18 protein-coding genes are annotated in these 17,699 nt (G+C 65.3%); 11 read left to right on the top strand and 7 right to left on the bottom strand.

Translation table 11 applies throughout. From position 1 onward, the window contains the following. Nucleotides 1-106: 106 nt before the first annotated feature. From QFZ46_RS00505 to QFZ46_RS00490, 4 genes are read left to right on the top strand one after another with little or no spacing between them, the layout of a single operon-like run. A complete protein-coding gene (locus QFZ46_RS00505; RefSeq protein ID WP_307357221.1) occupies nucleotides 107-1,357 on the top strand; it encodes a hypothetical protein in 1,251 nt (416 codons plus the stop codon). Between the two features lies 1 nt (nucleotide 1,358). Further along, nucleotides 1,359-2,687 carry a histidinol dehydrogenase gene (gene hisD, locus QFZ46_RS00500; protein ID WP_307357218.1) on the top strand — a complete coding sequence of 443 codons (1,329 nt, stop codon included), beginning with the start codon at nucleotides 1,359-1,361 and terminating at the stop codon, nucleotides 2,685-2,687. Nucleotides 2,688-2,691: 4 nt separating this feature from the next. Then, nucleotides 2,692-3,168 carry a transcriptional regulator NrdR gene (gene nrdR, locus QFZ46_RS00495; protein WP_307357216.1) on the top strand — a complete coding sequence of 159 codons (477 nt, stop codon included), beginning with the start codon at nucleotides 2,692-2,694 and terminating at the stop codon, nucleotides 3,166-3,168. Between the two features lie 10 nt (nucleotides 3,169-3,178). Further along, the gene (locus tag QFZ46_RS00490) at nucleotides 3,179-4,204 is read left to right on the top strand and encodes a quinone-dependent dihydroorotate dehydrogenase (RefSeq protein WP_307357213.1); all 1,026 of its coding nucleotides are present in this window, start codon (nucleotides 3,179-3,181) and stop codon (nucleotides 4,202-4,204) included. Between the two features lie 23 nt (nucleotides 4,205-4,227). Here the strand turns inward: QFZ46_RS00490 and QFZ46_RS00485 are convergent, their stop codons facing one another. Continuing rightward, the gene (locus QFZ46_RS00485) at nucleotides 4,228-4,839 is read right to left on the bottom strand and encodes a DUF3043 domain-containing protein (protein ID WP_373457624.1); all 612 of its coding nucleotides are present in this window, start codon (nucleotides 4,837-4,839) and stop codon (nucleotides 4,228-4,230) included. Here QFZ46_RS00485 and QFZ46_RS00480 point away from each other — a divergent pair. The 5 genes from QFZ46_RS00480 to QFZ46_RS00460 all read left to right on the top strand — a co-directional run bounded on the left by QFZ46_RS00480 (nucleotide 4,838) and on the right by QFZ46_RS00460 (nucleotide 9,906). Continuing rightward, a complete protein-coding gene (locus QFZ46_RS00480; RefSeq protein ID WP_307357209.1) occupies nucleotides 4,838-6,247 on the top strand; it encodes a dipeptidase in 1,410 nt (469 codons plus the stop codon). The genes QFZ46_RS00485 and QFZ46_RS00480 overlap by 2 nt on opposite strands. Before the next feature lie 96 nt (nucleotides 6,248-6,343). Beyond that, nucleotides 6,344-6,706 carry an iron-sulfur cluster insertion protein ErpA gene (gene erpA / locus QFZ46_RS00475; protein ID WP_188437432.1) on the top strand — a complete coding sequence of 121 codons (363 nt, stop codon included), beginning with the start codon at nucleotides 6,344-6,346 and terminating at the stop codon, nucleotides 6,704-6,706. Between the two features lie 96 nt (nucleotides 6,707-6,802). Then, nucleotides 6,803-7,717 carry an aa3-type cytochrome oxidase subunit II gene (gene ctaC / locus QFZ46_RS00470; protein WP_307357206.1) on the top strand — a complete coding sequence of 305 codons (915 nt, stop codon included), beginning with the start codon at nucleotides 6,803-6,805 and terminating at the stop codon, nucleotides 7,715-7,717. 5 nt (nucleotides 7,718-7,722) lie between these two features. Next, nucleotides 7,723-9,468 carry an aa3-type cytochrome oxidase subunit I gene (ctaD, locus tag QFZ46_RS00465; RefSeq protein ID WP_373457623.1) on the top strand — a complete coding sequence of 582 codons (1,746 nt, stop codon included), beginning with the start codon at nucleotides 7,723-7,725 and terminating at the stop codon, nucleotides 9,466-9,468. Between the two features lie 3 nt (nucleotides 9,469-9,471). Next, nucleotides 9,472-9,906, top strand: a complete 435-nt coding sequence (locus tag QFZ46_RS00460) for a cytochrome c oxidase subunit 4 (RefSeq protein ID WP_307357203.1) — start codon at nucleotides 9,472-9,474, stop codon at nucleotides 9,904-9,906. Between the two features lie 64 nt (nucleotides 9,907-9,970). Here QFZ46_RS00460 and QFZ46_RS00455 read toward each other — a convergent pair whose 3' ends face one another. From QFZ46_RS00455 to ctaE, 6 genes are all read right to left on the bottom strand, one after another. Beyond that, nucleotides 9,971-10,390 carry a rhodanese-like domain-containing protein gene (locus QFZ46_RS00455; protein WP_307357200.1) on the bottom strand — a complete coding sequence of 140 codons (420 nt, stop codon included), beginning with the start codon at nucleotides 10,388-10,390 and terminating at the stop codon, nucleotides 9,971-9,973. Nucleotides 10,391-10,463: 73 nt separating this feature from the next. After that, nucleotides 10,464-10,985: a GNAT family N-acetyltransferase gene (locus QFZ46_RS00450; protein WP_307357199.1), complete on the bottom strand. Its 522-nt coding sequence runs from the start codon at nucleotides 10,983-10,985 to the stop codon at nucleotides 10,464-10,466. Between the two features lie 74 nt (nucleotides 10,986-11,059). Next, on the bottom strand, nucleotides 11,060-12,871 hold the full coding sequence (gene qcrB / locus QFZ46_RS00445; protein WP_307357197.1) for a cytochrome bc1 complex cytochrome b subunit: 1,812 nt from the start codon (nucleotides 12,869-12,871) through the stop codon (nucleotides 11,060-11,062). Then, nucleotides 12,868-13,944 (bottom strand): cytochrome bc1 complex Rieske iron-sulfur subunit, encoded by a 1,077-nt coding sequence (qcrA, locus tag QFZ46_RS00440; RefSeq protein WP_307357195.1) that lies wholly within the window; start codon nucleotides 13,942-13,944, stop codon nucleotides 12,868-12,870. Before qcrA ends, qcrB begins: the two co-directional genes overlap by 4 nt. A gap of 36 nt (nucleotides 13,945-13,980) precedes the next feature. Continuing rightward, nucleotides 13,981-14,784: a cytochrome bc1 complex diheme cytochrome c subunit gene (gene qcrC / locus QFZ46_RS00435; protein WP_307357193.1), complete on the bottom strand. Its 804-nt coding sequence runs from the start codon at nucleotides 14,782-14,784 to the stop codon at nucleotides 13,981-13,983. A gap of 20 nt (nucleotides 14,785-14,804) precedes the next feature. After that, the gene (gene ctaE / locus QFZ46_RS00430; RefSeq protein ID WP_307357191.1) at nucleotides 14,805-15,497 is read right to left on the bottom strand and encodes an aa3-type cytochrome oxidase subunit III; all 693 of its coding nucleotides are present in this window, start codon (nucleotides 15,495-15,497) and stop codon (nucleotides 14,805-14,807) included. A gap of 142 nt (nucleotides 15,498-15,639) precedes the next feature. Between ctaE and trpD the strand changes: the two genes are divergently transcribed. Both trpD and QFZ46_RS00420 read left to right on the top strand, forming a co-directional pair. Next, nucleotides 15,640-16,704 (top strand): anthranilate phosphoribosyltransferase, encoded by a 1,065-nt coding sequence (trpD, locus tag QFZ46_RS00425; protein WP_307357188.1) that lies wholly within the window; start codon nucleotides 15,640-15,642, stop codon nucleotides 16,702-16,704. A gap of 6 nt (nucleotides 16,705-16,710) precedes the next feature. Further along, nucleotides 16,711-17,697 carry a PHP domain-containing protein gene (locus tag QFZ46_RS00420; protein ID WP_307357186.1) on the top strand — a complete coding sequence of 329 codons (987 nt, stop codon included), beginning with the start codon at nucleotides 16,711-16,713 and terminating at the stop codon, nucleotides 17,695-17,697. Nucleotides 17,698-17,699: the final 2 nt, after the last annotated feature.

Raw genomic sequence — 17,699 nt, 5'->3', positions numbered from 1 at the left:
TCTCCCCATGCATCCGGAAGCGCTGTCCGGGCGCAGCGGGTAGTATCGGGACGCGTTGGGCGCACACGATCAGACCGAGTGCGCCACGTTGAAAGGACCACGTTTCATGAGCACGGAATCCCCCCTCGCCAACGAACCGGAACCGTCCAGCGACCAGGCGGCGCTCAGCGACCAGTCCCCGCTCGACGACCAGGAACCGTTCGCAGAAGACGACGGCGTGCTCTACGACGAAGAGGTCACCCCACAACCCGGCATCGTCGGTTTCACGCTGCGAGAGCTGCTCATCGTGGGGGTGTGGTTCGTCGCGTTCGTCACTTCCTTCTTCCCCGTCCACGCATATGACGGCGCTGCTTCGCTGTGGGCCCAGGGCATTCAGTGGGTCCTGGCCCTGGGGCTGCCCACCGCGGCAGTATTCCTCATCGTGCTCCGCCGGTTCTCCCCGGAGGGCATCCGCAGAGTCGGCTCGCTCGGGATCGACCAGTTCGCGTCTGTAGCGTTCTCGGTGAGCGCCCTCTACTGGGCTACGGGCAACTGGGACCTCATGCTCGTCACGGCGTCCACAGGCGAGTTCGCCTTGACATGGCTCACGATCGTTCAGTTCATCGCGGCGCTCGCGCTCGTCGTTCTCACCGTGTTCGCACCACTGATTCCTCGGCTGCGTGACGACTTCCACGGGCGTCTCGTCACACTCGCGCACCGCAACGCCAACCCGGTGCGACCGGTGATCGCACGCCCGCGCGTGGAGAAGCCTGCGCCGCCGGCGCACGCATCCCCGGCGATCGACACTGAGCTCTCGGGTGAGAACACGACCGACGAGATCGCGCGCCTCGGTCTGGACGACCGCGTATCGTCGTCCTCGCACGCGTCGAGTGGCGACCTCAGCGCCCAGCGCGGCTTCGGAGCAGATATCGGTCTCGGAACCACGGTCGGCGCCGATGAGAGCGACTACGTTCCCGCGTACGCGCGGACGTCGCGCGCGCAGTTCGATGCTGACGACGAGCAGGATGTCGTGGCCGCTGACGCCGTGGATGAGATCGAAGTGGCAGACTCCGCAGCCGACGGCCGCACCGAGGTGATCGAAGACCTCGACGCGACGGCGCCTCGCAACGTGGCGGTCTCGTCGGAGACCGCCGCGGAACCATCCGCCGATGCCGCGCCTGCCGTGGCATCTCAGCCGTTCTGGGCGCTCGCGCCCACTGAGCGCGATGTGTTCGACGAGCGTGGTGAGCCGCTGTTCCGCATCGGTCCGAGTGCGTGGGCCCTTGTGGTCGAAGACCGTGGCGGCGCCTACGTGGTCCGACACGACGACGGTCGGATCGGCTACCTGCACGACATCGCAGACATCACGAAGGGCTGACGTGCGCACGATCGATCTTCGAGGGCAGAAGCTCTCGCCGGCAGGCATGCTCGCCGCGGTTCCCCGTGCCACGCAGGCCAGAGCCGAGGCGCTCGAGACCGCAACGCGGATCGTTGACGACGTCCGCACCGGGGGAGAGGATGCGTTGCGCGCTCAGGCAGAGAAGTTCGACAGAGTCACCGGGCACGATCTCCGTGTGCCCGGGTCTCACATCGATGATGCTGTCGCGGCCCTCGCACCCGAAGTCAGGTCTGCTCTCGACGAAGCGATCGTACGAGTGCGGCGGGCTTCGACCGCACAGGTGCCGGACGCTCGCGTGACAGACATCGGCCCCGGTGCACGCATCACGCAGCGTTGGCAGCCGGTTCAACGCGTGGGCGTCTACATCCCCGGTGGCAAGGCTGTCTACCCCTCCAGCGTGATCATGAACGTCGTGCCGGCGCAGATCGCCGGTGTCGAGCAGATCGCGCTCGCCTCTCCGCCGCAGCATGACCAGGGTGGTCGGATCCACCCTGTGATCCTCGCAGCGGCAGGACTCCTCGGCATCACCGAGGTGTATGCCATGGGCGGAGCCGGCGCCATCGGCGCATTCGCCTGGGGCGTTCCCGGACTCGACCTCGATCCTGTCGATGTCGTGTCCGGTCCTGGCAACAACTACGTCGCGTCGGCCAAACGCGCGGTCGCGGGAGTCGTGGGCACGGATTCCGAAGCCGGGGCGACCGAGATTCTCATCGTCGCGGATGCTGCTGCCGACGCGCGTCTGATCGCTGCAGACCTCGTCAGCCAGGCGGAGCACGATGAGCAGGCCTCTGCCGTACTCGTCACCGATGATGCTGCCCTCGCCGAGCGCGTCGCCGTCGAGATCGAACAGGCCGCGGCCGCCACGAGGCACAGCGAGCGCGTCGCCGTCTCGCTCGCCGGACCGCAGTCGGCGATCGTCCTGGTCGATGACCGCGACATGGCGACCGCGTTCAGCAACGCGTACGCCCCTGAGCACCTCGAACTGCACCTCACCGACGCCGAAGCCGCGGCAGCCGCATTCACCAGCGCCGGCGCCGTCTTCGTCGGCGACCAGACGCCGGTGAGCCTCGGCGACTATATGGCCGGGAGCAACCACGTCCTGCCCACCGGGGGCCAGGCGCGCTACGCGCCAGGACTCGGCGCGTACACGTTCTTGCGCCCGCAGCAGGTGATCTCCTACGACCACGATGCTCTCGCCGCTGTGCGTGAGGGCGTCGTCGCGCTCGCGAACGCCGAAGCGCTGCCGGCGCACGGCGAGGCCGTCGAGGCACGCTTCCAGGGAGCAGCCGAGGGAACGACTACGCTGTAACACCATGCACTGCCCCTTCTGCCGTCATCCGGACTCCCGCGTGATCGACTCCCGAACGAGCGACGACGGACTCTCCATCCGTCGACGTCGTCAGTGCCCCGAATGCGGGGGGCGTTTCACCACCACCGAGACAGCCAGCCTCAACGTCATCAAGCGCTCAGGCGTCATGGAGCCGTTCAGCCGGGAGAAGGTCATCTCCGGTGTCCGAAAGGCGTGCCAGGGCAGGCCGGTGACCGAGGCCGACCTCGCGATCCTCGCCCAGCGGGTGGAAGAGGCGGTGCGTCAGACCGGTGTCTCGCAGCTCGACACGAATGAGATCGGGCTCGCAATCCTCGGCCCCCTGCGCGATCTGGACGAGGTGGCGTACCTGCGCTTCGCGAGCGTGTATCAGGCATTCGATTCTCTGGAAGACTTCGAGAGCGTGATCGGTGAGCTGCGGGCCGAGCATGCTGCGTCCAAGACGGAGTCCGCCGACCGGTAATCTGGCAGGGATGTATCCGCTGCTCTTCCGCGTCGTCCTGTCGCGCTTCGATCCCGAATTCGCCCACCATGCCGCCATGGCGGTGATACGGGTGCTCGGCGTGCCGCCGTTCTCGTGGGTCACGCGTGCGATCACGGCGCCCCCTGCGGAGCAGCGGGTGGAAGCGCTCGGCCTCACGTTCGACTCGCCGTTCGGCGTCGCCGCAGGGTTCGACAAGAACGCTGTCGGAGTACGCGGGCTCGCAGCCCTCGGCTTCGGCCACGTCGAGGTCGGCACGATCACGGCGATCGGGCAGGACGGCAACCCCAAACCCCGACTCTTCCGTCTGATGCCGGATCGAGCGGTGATCAACCGGATGGGCTTCAACAACGGCGGAGCGGATGCTGCGGCACGTCGCCTCGAGAAGCTCCGGCGGCGCCGTCCGAAGACGGTCATCGGCGTGAACATCGGCAAGAGCCGCGTCGTCGAAGTGGAGCACGCGACCGCCGACTACGTCGCCAGCACCACGAAACTCGCGCCGCTCGCCGACTATCTGGCGGTCAATGTGTCCTCGCCGAACACGCCGGGCCTGCGCGGCCTGCAGGCGGTCGAGACGCTCTCGCCGCTGCTTCGCGCGGTGAAGGCCGCTGCGGGATCGACGCCGTTGCTGGTCAAGATCGCGCCGGACCTCCCGGACGAGGAGATCGTCGCGATCGCGAAGCTCGCTGTGGCGGAAGGTCTCGACGGAATCATCGCCCACAACACGACGATCAGCCGCGAAGGCCTCATGACGGATGCTGCGGTCGTCGAAGCCGCCGGCGCCGGCGGGCTCTCCGGAGCACCGCTGCGCGCGCGTGCGATGGAGGTGCTGCACGTCGTGCGCGCGGCGGTTCCGAGCGGATTCTGCGTGATCTCGGTCGGAGGAGTGGAGACCGCATCGGACGTGCGCGAACGACTGGATGCCGGTGCCACGCTGGTGCAGGGTTACACGGCGTTCCTCTACCGAGGCCCGCTCTGGGCGCGTCAGATCAACCGTGGTCTACGTCGCGGTCGCTGAGCTCGTCGCGCTGAGCGCAGGGCTCAGGCGGGGTATGCGCCGCGCTTGACCTGGGGTTTGGGCAGGCGCATGAAGCGCATCTGGAGTGCGCGCATGGCGGCGTACCAGCCGAGGCCCTTCTCCATGCGTTCCTTGCCGAACTTCGCGGCGACCTTGCGCTTCACGCGGATCCCGAGCAGCACCATGTCGATCACGGCGATGACGATGAACGCCCAGAGGCCGATGAACGCAAAGAACGAGAACGTCGGGTCTGGCACGAGCGACACGAGGATGACGACCACCATGAGGGCCATGACCCACTCGGAGAGATGCCAGCCTGCGTCGACGTAGTCGCGAACCCAACGGCGCTGCGGTCCCTTGTCTCGCGGCGGGAGGTACTTGTCCTCACCGGCTGCCATACCGGCCTGCGCACGTTCACGCTGCTCGCGCAGCTGCTGCTTCGCCGCGGCCCGCGCTTCCTTGGTGTCTGCGACCAGCGGTCGTCGACGCGCGGCTTCCTGCTCGGCGCGGCTCGGCGTCGGGCGTCCCTTGCCGGCGACCGGCGTCGCGGCCGAGTCGTCGTTCGTCGGTGGGGTGGAAGTGGCCACGAGGCTCCTCGGATAGAAATCGGTGTTCAGCCTTAAGATTACTCGCATGACTTCACACACGCCGAACGTCGACCCCGCGATCGAATCAGCAGTCACCGAGGCGGTGGCCATCGGAATTCCCTCTGCGCTGTCCGACCTGGGCGATCTCGTACGAATTCCCGGGATCGCCTGGCCGTCGTTCGATCAGACCCAGCTCGAGCGCAGCGCTGAGCGCGTCGCCGCACTCGCGACCGGCACCGGTGTGTTCGACGACGTCAAAGTGCTGCGCGCTGCGATTCCCGGCACCGACGAGTACGGCCAGCCCGCTGTGCTGGCGACGCGGGCGGCTCGGGGTGGCAAGCCGACGATCCTGCTGTACGCGCACCACGACGTGCAGCCTCCGGGAGCGGACGAGCTCTGGGAGACGCCGCCGTTCGAGCCGACGGTCCGCGACGGACGACTTTACGGGCGCGGTGCGGCCGACGACAAGGCCGGAATCATGGCGCACATCGCATCGTTGCGCGCGGTCGCTGAAGTCCTCGGCGACGACCTCGAGCTTGGTGTCTCGATGTTCATCGAGGGGGAGGAGGAGTACGGCTCCGCATCCTTCGCGCAGTTCCTCAGCGACAACGCCGAAGCATTGCGTGCAGACGCGATCGTCGTCGCCGATTCCGGAAACTGGGACTCCACCACGCCAGGACTCACCGTGTCGTTGCGTGGAAACGCGCGTTTCGTGCTGAAGGTGCGAACGCTCGATCACGCCTCGCACTCCGGAATGTTCGGGGGAGCGGTGCCGGACGCGATGATGGCGACGGTGCGCCTGCTCGCCACACTCTGGGATGAGGACGGTGCTGTGGCCGTCGAAGGGCTCTCCGAGACCGACACGCCGACGCCCGAGTACACCGAAGAGACGCTGCGTGATGAGGCCGGGCTCCTGCCCGGCACGTCGCCGATCGGGCGGGACAGCATCCTGAGCCGGATCTGGAACAAGCCCGCAGTCACAGTGATCGGCATCGATGCGACCAGCGTGGCGTCGGCATCCAACACTCTGCTCCCGGAGGTGACCGTCGTCCTCAGTGCACGCGTCGCGCCCGGTCAGTCCGGTGCAGACGCGTACGCGGCGCTCGAGGCGCACCTGCGCGCTCATGCGCCCTTCGGTGCGGAGCTCACGTTCTCTGATATCGATCTCGGTGATGGATTCCTCGTCGACACCAGTGGCTGGGCGGTCGGTCTCGCGCGCCAGGCCATGGCAGACGGCTACGGAGCCGACCCTGTCGATCTCGGTGTCGGGGGCTCCATTCCCTTCATCGCCGATCTCGTCCGCGAGTTCCCAGCAGCGCAGATTCTCGTCACCGGCGTGGAAGACCCGCATGCGCGTGCGCACAGCCCCAACGAGTCGCTGCACCTCGAGACATTCCGGCACGCGATCGCGACCGAAGCGTTGCTGCTGACGCGTATGAACGAGATCACCCGCTGATCAGCATTCATCTCGGGATCAGCGCCCATTCGGGCGGCCGAAGGTAGAATCAGAACAAACCGCCGCCTGCACGCGCGGCCTGTCACAAGGAGCGACATGAGCGACACCACGCTGACCACAGAGACCTCGACCGCACACGGCGTCACCCTCACGGACGCGGCGGCGACCAAGGTGAAGAACCTTCTCGAGCAGGAGGGCCGTGACGACCTGCGACTGCGCGTCGCCGTGCAGCCCGGCGGATGCTCGGGACTGATCTACCAGCTCTACTTCGATGAGCGCTACCTCGATGGCGACGAGACCGTCGATTTCGACGGCGTCGAGGTCATCGTCGACAACATGAGCGTCCCGTATCTGGACGGTGCCGCGATCGATTTCAAGGACACGATCTCCGAGCAGGGCTTCACCATCGACAACCCGAATGCCGCGGGAAGTTGCGCGTGCGGCGACAGCTTCCACTGAGTGTCAGCCGTGCCCGACCTGCGTGGTTGGCATGAATCGGGTGTGAGGTTGCCCTAGACTTGGGTACGCCTTGTCCGTCATCTTGAAAGGTGCATCGTGCCCTCGAAACGCCGCCTTCGTTGGGTCGCCATTCCTCTGGGAATCGCGGCAACTGTGGCTCTGGCGGGATGTTCTCCCACCGAACTCCACGGATTCCTCCCGGGCTTCGTAGAAGACGGCACTGCCGCAACGAACCAGACGGATCGTGTCGCCGGTCTCTGGGTCAACTCCTGGATCGTTCTTCTCGCGGTCGGCATCGTCACGTGGGCGCTGATGGGGTGGGCAGCTGTTGCCTACCGCCGTCGCAAGGGCCAGACCGGCCTCCCCGTGCAGATGCGCTACAACATGCCGATCGAGATCTTCTACACGGTGATCCCGCTGATCCTCGTGATGGGCATGTTCTTCTTCACAGCCAAGGATCAGGCCGCGATCGAGACGCAGTGGGGCGACGACGCCGACGTCGAGATCACCGCGATCGGCAAGCAGTGGGCGTTCGACTTCATGTACGCCGGCGAAGACGACGACCTCTCCGACGCCGTATGGACCATGGGCGTACAGGCGCAGGCAGACGCGAACGGCGACATCGACACGGAGAAGCTGCCGACACTGGTGCTTCCGGTCGACCAGAAGGTGCACATCAGCCTTCAGTCCCGTGACGTCATCCACTCGTTCTGGATCATCGACTTCCTCTACAAGAAGGACATGTACATCGGGAAGGACAACTCCTGGTCCTTCATCCCGACCCGCGTGGGCGAGTACGCCGGCAAGTGCGCAGAGCTCTGCGGTGAGTACCACTCGATGATGCTCTTCAACGTGAAGGTCGTGGAGCAGGACGAGTACGACGCATATGTCGAGTCCCTCCGCGAAGAGGGGAACACGGGCGACATCACAGACGCGTACGACCGTCTCGGCAACCTCCCCGGCACCACAGGCAAGACGTCCGAGACGGACTCCGAGGAAGAGGGAGAGTAAACCTCATGTCGACCAACTCCGCAGCAGGCGACGTCCACGGATCCCGCCCCACAGCCATTCCGGCGCGTCAGGCGGCTCTCATGAGCTCTTCTCGCGTCGAGCAGAAGGGCAACATCGTCGTCAAGTGGATCACGTCCACTGACCACAAGACGATCGGGTACATGTACCTGATCGCGTCGGTGCTCTTCTTCCTCCTCGGCGGCGTGATGGCGCTCGTCATCCGCGCTGAGCTGTTCGCTCCCGGGATGCAGATCGTCCCGACCAAGGAGCAGTACAACCAGCTGTTCACGATGCACGGCACGATCATGCTGCTCATGTTCGCGACACCGTTGTTCGCCGGTTTCGCGAACGCCATCCTGCCGCTGCAGCTGGGCGCGCCCGATGTGGCGTTCCCCCGACTGAACGCCTTCGCCTTCTGGCTCTTCTCCTTCGGCTCGATCATGGCGGTCGCCGGCTTCCTCACCCCGCAGGGCGCGGCATCGTTCGGTTGGTTCGCCTATCAGCCGCTGGCAAGTGCGACGTTCACGCCAGGTGCCGGTGGAAACCTCTGGATGGTGGGGCTCGGCATGTCCGGCTTCGGTACCATCCTCGGTGCGGTCAACTTCATCACCACGATCATCACGATGCGTGCCCCTGGAATGACGATGTGGCGTATGCCCATCTTCAGCTGGAACACGCTCGTCACCAGCCTTCTGGTGCTCATGGCATTCCCCGTGCTCGCCGCGGCGATCTTCGCTGCTGCGGCGGACCGCATCCTGGGCGCCCACATCTACGACCCGGCCAACGGCGGTGTGCTCCTCTGGCAGCACCTCTTCTGGTTCTTCGGTCACCCCGAGGTGTACATCATCGCGCTGCCGTTCTTCGGCATCGTGTCGGAGATCTTCCCGGTGTTCAGCCGCAAGCCGATCTTCGGTTACAAGACGCTGATCTATGCGACTATCGCGATCGCCGCGCTGTCCGTGGCCGTGTGGGCACACCACATGTACGTCACCGGTTCTGTGCTGCTGCCGTTCTTCGCTCTGATGACCATGCTCATCGCGGTGCCGACGGGTGTGAAGATCTTCAACTGGATCGGCACGCTCTGGCGAGGCTCCGTGACGTTCGAGACACCCATGGTGTTCGCGCTCGGCTTCCTCGTGTCGTTCGTGTTCGGTGGTCTGACGGGTGTCATCCTCGCGGCTCCGCCGCTGGACTTCCACCTCAGCGATTCGTACTTCGTCGTCGCCCACTTCCACTACGTCGTCTTCGGCACCGTCGTGTTCGCGATGTTCGCCGGCTTCTATTTCTGGTGGCCGAAGTGGACTGGTCGGATGCTGAACGAGCGTCTCGGTTACGTGCACTTCTGGATGCTGTTCGTCGGTTTCCACATGACGTTCCTGATCCAGCACTGGCTCGGTGTGGACGGCATGGTGCGACGTTACGCCGACTACTCGGCAGCGGATGGTTGGACCTGGGGCAACCAGGTATCGACGATCGGTGCGATCATCCTCGGTGCGTCGATGCTGCCGTTCTTCCTGAACGTGTGGATCACGGCGCGCAAGGCGCCGAAGGTCACGGTGAACGACCCGTGGGGCTACGGCGCGTCGCTCGAATGGGCGACCAGCTGCCCGCCGCCCCGTCACAACTTCACGTCGATCCCGCGTATCCGCAGTGAGCGCCCCGCGTTCGATCTGAATCACCCCGAGGCTGCGGAGCACCCTGTCGCCGCACCTGAGCCCGCACTTGCAGGCGCGAGCGGAGAGGCCAAGTAAGCCATGCGATCCAATGTCGTCCTCTGGTGGGTTCTCACCGTCTTCTTCCTCATCGTCGCCGCCGTGTACACGGGGTGGAACATCCTGGCTCATCCCGGTCTCCGGCTTGAGAACCAGATCGAGTGGGTCGGCTCCGTCGCGCTGCTCTTCACTGCATTCATGGGTGCGATGGTCGCCGTCTACCTCCAGCGCACGCACAAGGCACAGGGTGGCGAGCTGCCCGAAGACATCCTGACGGCTGACATCGATGACGGAGATCCTGAGCTCGGTGAGTTCAGCCCGTGGTCCTGGTGGCCGATCGTGCTTGCGGCCTCCGCTGCAGTGTTCCTGATCGGCATGGCTGTCGGACACTTCCTGCTGCCGATCGGCGTTGCGATCTTCGCCGTCGCGATCGTCGGCTGGGTGTACGAGTACTACCGCGGGAACTTCGCCCGCTGAATCTCTTCGTCTGACGTTTGAAGGCCCCTGGATCTCGATCCGGGGGCCTTCAAACGTTCATGGATCAGACTCTGGAACGAATGCGGGGCACGCCCGTGAGCGGATCGACCGGACGACGATGGTCGCCTTCGGCATCTGCGACGGGGTAGCCCTCGCGGACCCAGTACTCGAATCCGCCGATCATCTCGCGTACCTGATAGCCGAGCTTCGCGAACTCCAGTGCGCCCTTCGCGCCGGCGTTGCACCCTGGGCTCCAGCAGTAGACGACGACTTCTGTCCCCACGGGGATCTCCGCCTTGGCGCGGGTCGCGATCTCGCTGTAGTGCATGTGGACGGCGTTCGGAACCCGTCCCTGCGCCCACGCCTCATCGGAGCGGACATCGACGACCACGACGGCGTCTCCGGCCTTCTGGCGGGCGTACAGGTCGCTGGCATCCGTCTCGTAGGCGAGCTTGGCAGCGAAATAGTCAGCGCGTTCGATCATGGCTCCAGCCTAGAGATCCGGGTCCGGATGCGTCGTGTTCCCACGGTCGCGCAGCATCCGATTCCCGCCATCATCATGGGTGAACGCGAAAGAGTGGCGCAGTCATCTGGATACGAGGACCCCACCGCTCGAGTCGGAGTCGCGTCTCGACGTCGACCAGGCGCAGATGGAACTCACTCGTCGGGATGCTCGGTTCGAATCCGCATGTCGCATAGAACGGCGCGTTCCACGGCACGTCACGATACGTGCGCAGGGTGAGCTCTCGGTGCCCTCGGCTGAGCGCTTCGGACTTCGCTGCGGTGACCAGCATCCGTCCATATCCCAGGCGTCCGTACTCGGGGATGACGGAGAGCTGTTCCAGGTGGGCGAAGCCTTCGCTCTCGAGCACCTGCACGAATCCGACCGTCCCTGCGTCTTCCCGTCGCAACAGCAACGTGAACCCGGGGTACTCGGCGCGTTCCGTGGCCGGTGTCGTCGGAGGCCAGTCGGTGGCGGAGAAGAGCGATACGAACAGGTTGTCGGCGGCGGTCTCGATCTCCTCGAGCCCGCCGAAGTCCTCCGCGTCGGCGAAACGGACCTCTGCGTGAGTCAGCATGCTTCGAGCGTAACGAAGAAAGGGCCCCGTCCGGCTCCGAGGAGCGATGGACGGGGCCCAGGGGAGTGGCGGTGTTACTCGCCGTCCTCCGACTTCTTCGGCTTCTTCACCGGATCGGTGGCGATCACCGAGCTGGGCGTGTTGGCGGTCTCATCGATGTGCGTCTCGGCAGGAGGGGCAAGAGGCGCGTCAGGGACACCGGCGCGCTCGTGAGCGCCCTGGATCTCCTCGGCCTCGGCCTCATCCATGTGAGCCGTGACGTGGTGCTGGTGTGCATCCGCGGCCGCGACCTCGGCCTGCGTGAGCGGGGCGAGACGGTCCTCGAAGAACCAGCGCGAGATGGACGAGCGCAGGTTCTCGGTCCACGGGATGCGGCCCTTGTCGTTCGGGCGCACAACGAGAGGCTCGTAGCCGTCGACGTCGATGAGCTTCCAGCGGTCGTACGTGTCGACGGGCTGGTGCACTTCGATGAACTCGCCGCCGGGAAGGCGGACGATGCGGCCGGACTCGAAGCCGTGCAGCACGATCTCACGGTCCTTCTTCTGCAGCGCGATGCAGATGCGCTTGGTGACGAAGTATCCGAGGATCGGCCCGAGGAACAGGAGCGCCTGCAACGTGTGGATCACGCCTTCCATCGTCAGCATGAAGTGCGTGGCGATGAGGTCGGAGGATGCCGCCGCCCACAGGACCGCGTAGAAGATGACGCCGGCAACACCGATCGCCGTGCGCGTCGCGGCGTTGCGCGGGCGCTGCGCGAGGTGGTGCTCACGCTTGTCACCGGTGATCCACGCCTCGAGGAAGGGGTAGATCGCGACGGCGACGATGAACAGGCCGAGGACCAGGACAGGAACGATGATGCCGAACGACCAGGTGTGGCCGAGGAGCACGAGGTCCCAGTTGGATGGCGCGAGGCGCAAGGCGCCATCGGCGAATCCGATGTACCAGTCCGGCTGCGTACCGGCCGACACCGGTGAGGGGTCGTATGGTCCGTAAGCCCAGATCGGGTTGATCTGGAAGAACGTCGCTATCAGCACGATCGAGCCGAAGACGATGAACAGGTAGCCGCCCATCTTCGACATGTACACCGGCATCATCGGGTAGCCGACGACGTTGTCGTTCGTGCGGCCGGGACCGGCGAACTGGGTGTGCTTGTTGATCACCATGAGCATCAGGTGCACGACGATCAACGCGATCACCAGCATCGGAAGCAGCAGGATGTGCAGCGAGTAGAGGCGGCCGACGATGTCGGTGCCCGGGAACTCTCCACCGAAGATCAGGAACGAGGTCCACGTTCCGATCAGCGGGAGGCCCTTGACCATGCCGTCGATGATGCGCAGGCCGTTTCCGGAGAGCAGGTCATCGGGAAGCGAGTAGCCGGTGAAGCCTTCGGCCAGCGCCAGGATGAACAGCACGAATCCGATGACCCAGTTCAGCTCGCGCGGCTTGCGGAACGCGCCGGTGAAGAACACGCGCAGCATGTGGATGCCGATGCCGGCAACGAACACGAGAGCGGCCCAGTGGTGGATCTGGCGAACCAGCAGGCCACCGCGCAGATCGAACGAGATGTGCAGCGTCGACTCAAGAGCTGCCGACATCTCGATGCCACGCATCGGGGCGTAAGCACCCGTGTAGTGGGTCTCCACCATTGACGCCTGGAAGAAGAACGTCAGGAATGATCCCGAGATGAAGACGACGACGAAGCTCCACAGCGCGATCTCGCCGAGCATGAACGACCAGTGGTCGGGGAAGATCTTGCGTCCCAGCTCCTTGACGAAACCGGAGAGGCTGGTGCGCTCATCGATGTAGTTCGCGGCTCCGCCGACGAATCGACCGCCGAGAGGCGCTTTGTTGTCCTTGTCCTCTTTGGACAGCGTTGCGGTGCTCAATGGCGCTCCCAGAAGCTCGGGCCGACAGGCTCAGTGAAGTCGCTGCGTGCGACGAGGTAGCCCTCATCGTCGACGGTGATCGGCAGCTGCGGCAGTGGACGTGCGGCCGGGCCGAAGATGACCTTGGCGTGATCGGTGACGTCGAACTGCGACTGGTGGCATGGGCACAGCAGGTGGTGGGTCTGCTGCTCGTACAGTGCGACGGGGCAGCCGACGTGCGTGCACACCTTGGAATACGCGACGATGCCGTCGTACGACCAGTCCTTGCGGTCCTCGGCCTCGGTGAGCTGCTCGGGACGCAGGCGCATCATCAGGACGATCGCCTTGGCCTTCTCCTCGAGGTAGCCGTCGTGGTGGCTCAGCTCGGCGAGGTCCTCAGGGATCACATGGAAGGCGGAGCCGAGAGTGACGTCCGCAGCGCGGATCGGGGTGCCGTCCGGGTCGCGTACGAGCCGCTGCCCTTCAGCCCACATGGTGTGCTTCAGCAGCACCACCGGGTCGCCGGCTGTGGGGTCGTCGGGAGTGCTGTGCGGTGCGAGACCGCGGAAGAGCGCGACGCCGGGGATGATCGAGGCGACGACGGCAGCGAACAGCGAGTTGCGGATCATCGTGCGGCGGCCGAATCCGGACTCCTCGTTCGCGTCGGCGAACGCCTGGACCGCGGCTTCACGAGTCGAATCCTTGCCACGGGTCGGGTGGCGGTGCTCGACGAACTCCTTGTCGGACATCAGCGCCTTGGACCAGTGGATGGCCCCGATGCCGAGTGAGAGCAGCGCCAGAGCGATGCCAAGACCGATGAAGAGGTTGTTGTAACGGATCGAGACCAGCGAGCCGTCCTCGATCGGGAACAGCATGTACGCCGCGACTGCCCAGATGCTGCCGGCGAGCGACAGATAGAACAGCGTGTAGACCGTGCGGACCGCGCGCTTCTCAGCCTTGGGGTCCTTGTCGGTCATCCGCTCACGGTGTGGCGGCAGCCCCGGGTTCTGCACGGGATCGCTGACTGCGACACCCAGCCCCGGAGAGGGCTGGTAGGCCCGGTCAAGGGCCTTCGAGTCGTCGTCGTGTGCCATGGTGCTCCTCGTACGTTCCTCTTCGATGAATAAGCGTCAGTTGGACTTCGCCGTGATCCACACGGTGATGGCGACGAGGCCACCGATGCCGAAGATCCAGACGAACAGGCCCTCTGAGACGGGGCCAAGGTTGCCGAGCGTGAATCCGCCGACCGAAACCGACTCCTGCTGGTAGAGCAGCGCGGAGATGATGTCGCGCTTGTCTTCGTCCGACAGGTTCATGTCGCCGAACACCGGCATGTTCTGCGGGCCTGTGACCATTGCCGCGTAGATGTGCAGCGCGCTGGTCGAGGTCAGCGCCGGGGCGTACTTGCCCTCAGTGAGGGCACCACCGGCGGCGGACACGTTGTGGCACATCGCGCAGTTGACGCGGAACAATTCGGCGCCGTGCGCCACGTCGCCTTCGCCGTCGAGGATCTCGTCGGCGGGGAACGTGGGCCCAGGTGCTTCGGACTGCACATACGCAGCCATCGCGTCGATCTGCGGCTGTGTGAACTGCGGCGGCTTCTGCGGGGCCTGCGGCCCCTGCATCTGCAGGGGCATGCGCCCGGTAGCCAGCTGGAACTCGACGGACAACTCGCCGACGCCGTAGAGGCTCGGACCGGCGTCAGTGCCCTGCAGGTCGAGACCGTGGCAGGTGGCGCAGTTGGACTGGAACAGCTTCTGGCCGTCCTCGATGCTGAGCTCAGTGCTCGCACTCGTCTGGGCGTCGGTGGCGGCGATCGCCGCTGATGCTCCGGCGTAGATACCGCCCGTGATGAGCAGGCCCGCACCGATCAGTGCCGCGGCCGCCAGGGGGCTACGTCGTCCATTTGAGCGACGCTTCTTCTCTCGTGCCATTTCGCAGGTCAGCTCCGCTCTTATTTCAGGAAGTAGATGACGAAGAACAGCACGATCCAGACGACGTCGACGAAGTGCCAGTAGTAGGACACAACGATCGAGGAGGTCGCCTCCTTGTGCGTGAAGTTCTTCACTGCGAACGCGCGGCCCATGATGAGCAGGAACGCGATGAGTCCGCCGGTGACGTGGAGGGCGTGGAAGCCCGTCGTCAGGTAGAAGGCCGAGGCGTACGAGTCTGCCTGGATCGGCATGCCCTCGGCGACCAGCTGAGCGTACTCCCAGACCTGACCCGATACGAAGATCGCGCCGAGGGCGAAGGTGAGCCAGAACCACTCGATCATTCCCCAGCCGAAGAGGCGGCGACGGCCGGCTCCATTCAACTGGCCCTTCGCGAGGCGGTAGGGCTGCAGGTCTTCAGCCGCGAACACGCCCATCTGGCAGGTCACGGAGGAGAGTACGAGAATCGCCGTGTTGACGGCGGCGAAAGGAACGTTGAGCAAGTCCGTGCGTTCTGCCCACAACTCGGGGGAGGTGCTGCGGAGGGTGAAGTAGATCGCGAACAGTCCCGCGAAGAACATCACCTCGCTGCCGAGCCACACGATGGTGCCGACAGCTACCGAATTCGGGCGCTTGATCGTTCTTGCCGCCGGGGCATAGGTCGCTGAGGTGGTCACCCCTCCATTATGGCCGATCTGCGAGCGTGATTCTTGCATCGGCGGCACCCGATTCGCTGATCTCCGACTTAGGGAACCCTAAGAAGAGGCTGCGAATCCTCGGTGAATACACGGGAAATCAAGGATGCACGCATGCGGACCTTTGCGCAAGGAATTTATCCACGCCGATAGGATCTCAGACATGCCTGATTCCCTGACATGGCCCGACGTGCTCACCACCCTCTTGGACGGGCGCGATCTCAGCGTGTGGGAATCGACGTGGGCCATGCGTCAGGTGATGCAGGGGAACGTCTCCGACGCCAAGCTCGCCGGTTTTCTGATCGCACTGCGCGCCAAGGGCGAGACCATCGACGAGATCGTCGGCTTCAGGGACGCCATCCTCGAAGCGGCCGTTCCGCTCCCCGTCTCCGCCAACGTTCTCGACATCGTCGGTACCGGCGGCGATCGCATCGGAACCGTTAACGTGTCGACCACTGCGGCGGTCATCATCGGTGCAACGGGCATTCCTGTCGTCAAGCACGGCAATCGGGCTGCCAGCTCGGCATCCGGTTCGTCCGACGTGCTGGGTGCGCTCGGACTGCAGCTCTCTCTGACTCCTGAACAGGTCGCCGCGGTGCTCGATCGCACCGGGATCACTTTCGCCTGGGCGGCAGCGTTCCATCCCGGCTTCAAGCACGCGGGCACGGCGCGAGGCGAGCTCGGTGTCCCGACCGTGTTCAATATGCTCGGCCCGCTCTGCAACCCCGCTCGCGCCGAGGCGAATGCCGTCGGTGTCGCGCAGCTGGAGCGAGTGCCCCTGATCACCGGAGTCTTCCGCACCCGCGGTGCGACGGCCCTGGTGTTCCGTGGCGACGACGGCCTCGACGAGCTGACGACGACCGGTCACAGTCGCATCTGGGAGGTCACACGTGGTGACATCCACGAGCACGACCTCGACCCTCGCGACCTCGGTATACCCACCGCGGATCTTGCCGACCTCATCGGCGGATCGCCAGAGCACAACGCCGGGGTGCTGCGTGACACGCTCGCCGGCACGAGGGGAGCGGTGCGCGACATCGTCCTGCTGAACGCCGCAGCGGGAATCGTCGCTTTCGAGCTCTCTCAGGATGCGACGCAGGTGCAGCGCCCCATCCTCGATCGTCTTCGTGACGGCTACGAACGCGCCGAGGCGGCGATCGACGACGGCAGTGCCGCAGCCAAGCTGGAGGCATGGGTGGGCGCGACGCGCGAGCTGGCTTCGGCCTGAACGATCATGGATCCCGTCGCCGCGCTGCTCGAGATCGCGACCCTGCTCGAACGGGAGCGGGCATCGCGGTACCGGGCGAAGGCATTCCGCCAGGCTGCGGAGACGGTGCAGGGCCTGCCGGATGAAGTGCGCAATGACCCGACCCGCCTCCGTGCCGCAAAGGGCATCGGCGAGTCGACTTTCACGGTGATCAGTCAGGCCCAGTCCGGGATGACGCCCGACTACCTCGTCGAACTGCGCGGCGAGGTCGAGCCGGAGCGTGCATCCGTGCTCCGTGGAAAGCTGCGTGGTGACCTGCATGCCCACACGGACTGGTCAGACGGCACGACCTCGATCGCGACGATGGCGCAGGCGGCGCGCACGCTCGGACATGAGTATCTTGCGATCACCGATCATTCGCCCAGGCTCAAGGTCGCTCGTGGCCTCTCCGCGGATCGACTTCGCGAACAGGTTCCGCTGGTCCGCGCCGAATCGACCGACACGTTCACCCTGTTCGCCGGGATCGAGGTCGACATCCTCGACGACGGCGCGCTTGATCAGGATGCTGAGCTGTTGAGCGCGCTCGACATCGTCGTGGCGTCCGTGCATTCCAAACTGCGAATGGAACCGGGACCGATGACTGCGCGCATGATCGCTGCGGTGAGGGATCCGCACGTGAATGTACTCGGACACTGCACAGGAAGGCTGGTGCAGGGCGAACGAGGGACGCGCCCGCCTTCGCAGTTCGACGCGCGTGCGGTGTTCGACGCGTGCGCCGAGAACGGCGTCGCGGTGGAGATCAACGCCCGCCCGGAGCGGCAGGATCCGCCGGATGAGCTGATCACGATCGCGCTGGATGCCGGTTGCTTGTTCTCGCTCGACTCGGATGCGCACGCGCCAGGGCAATTGTCGCTGCTCGACTACGGTGCGGAACGCGCTGAGAAGGCCGGAGTGCCGGCAGAGCGGATCGTGACCACGTGGGGCGTGGAGCGACTGAGGGCCTGGGCCGAGTAAGC

Source organism: Microbacterium murale, from assembly GCF_030815955.1.
GTDB classification, from domain to species: Bacteria; Actinomycetota; Actinomycetes; order Actinomycetales; family Microbacteriaceae; genus Microbacterium; species Microbacterium murale_A.
This window is presented reverse-complemented; position numbering and strand designations above follow the sequence as displayed.

Coding starts and splice junctions, on each gene's coding strand:
- nrdR (WP_307357216.1), top strand. CDS start 2,692: ATGCACTGCCCCTTCTGCCGTCATCCGGACTCCCGCGTGATCGACTCC.
- QFZ46_RS00485 (WP_373457624.1), bottom strand. CDS start 4,839: ATGCGAGTAATCTTAAGGCTGAACACCGATTTCTATCCGAGGAGCCTC.
- QFZ46_RS00455 (WP_307357200.1), bottom strand. CDS start 10,390: ATGATCGAACGCGCTGACTATTTCGCTGCCAAGCTCGCCTACGAGACG.
- ctaE (WP_307357191.1), bottom strand. CDS start 15,497: ATGCAAGAATCACGCTCGCAGATCGGCCATAATGGAGGGGTGACCACC.
- qcrA (WP_307357195.1), bottom strand. CDS start 13,944: ATGGCACACGACGACGACTCGAAGGCCCTTGACCGGGCCTACCAGCCC.
- QFZ46_RS00505 (WP_307357221.1), top strand. CDS start 107: ATGAGCACGGAATCCCCCCTCGCCAACGAACCGGAACCGTCCAGCGAC.
- QFZ46_RS00420 (WP_307357186.1), top strand. CDS start 16,711: ATGGATCCCGTCGCCGCGCTGCTCGAGATCGCGACCCTGCTCGAACGG.
- QFZ46_RS00450 (WP_307357199.1), bottom strand. CDS start 10,985: ATGCTGACTCACGCAGAGGTCCGTTTCGCCGACGCGGAGGACTTCGGC.
- QFZ46_RS00480 (WP_307357209.1), top strand. CDS start 4,838: ATGACTTCACACACGCCGAACGTCGACCCCGCGATCGAATCAGCAGTC.
- QFZ46_RS00460 (WP_307357203.1), top strand. CDS start 9,472: ATGCGATCCAATGTCGTCCTCTGGTGGGTTCTCACCGTCTTCTTCCTC.
- ctaD (WP_373457623.1), top strand. CDS start 7,723: ATGTCGACCAACTCCGCAGCAGGCGACGTCCACGGATCCCGCCCCACA.
- erpA (WP_188437432.1), top strand. CDS start 6,344: ATGAGCGACACCACGCTGACCACAGAGACCTCGACCGCACACGGCGTC.
- QFZ46_RS00490 (WP_307357213.1), top strand. CDS start 3,179: ATGTATCCGCTGCTCTTCCGCGTCGTCCTGTCGCGCTTCGATCCCGAA.
- qcrC (WP_307357193.1), bottom strand. CDS start 14,784: ATGGCACGAGAGAAGAAGCGTCGCTCAAATGGACGACGTAGCCCCCTG.
- trpD (WP_307357188.1), top strand. CDS start 15,640: ATGCCTGATTCCCTGACATGGCCCGACGTGCTCACCACCCTCTTGGAC.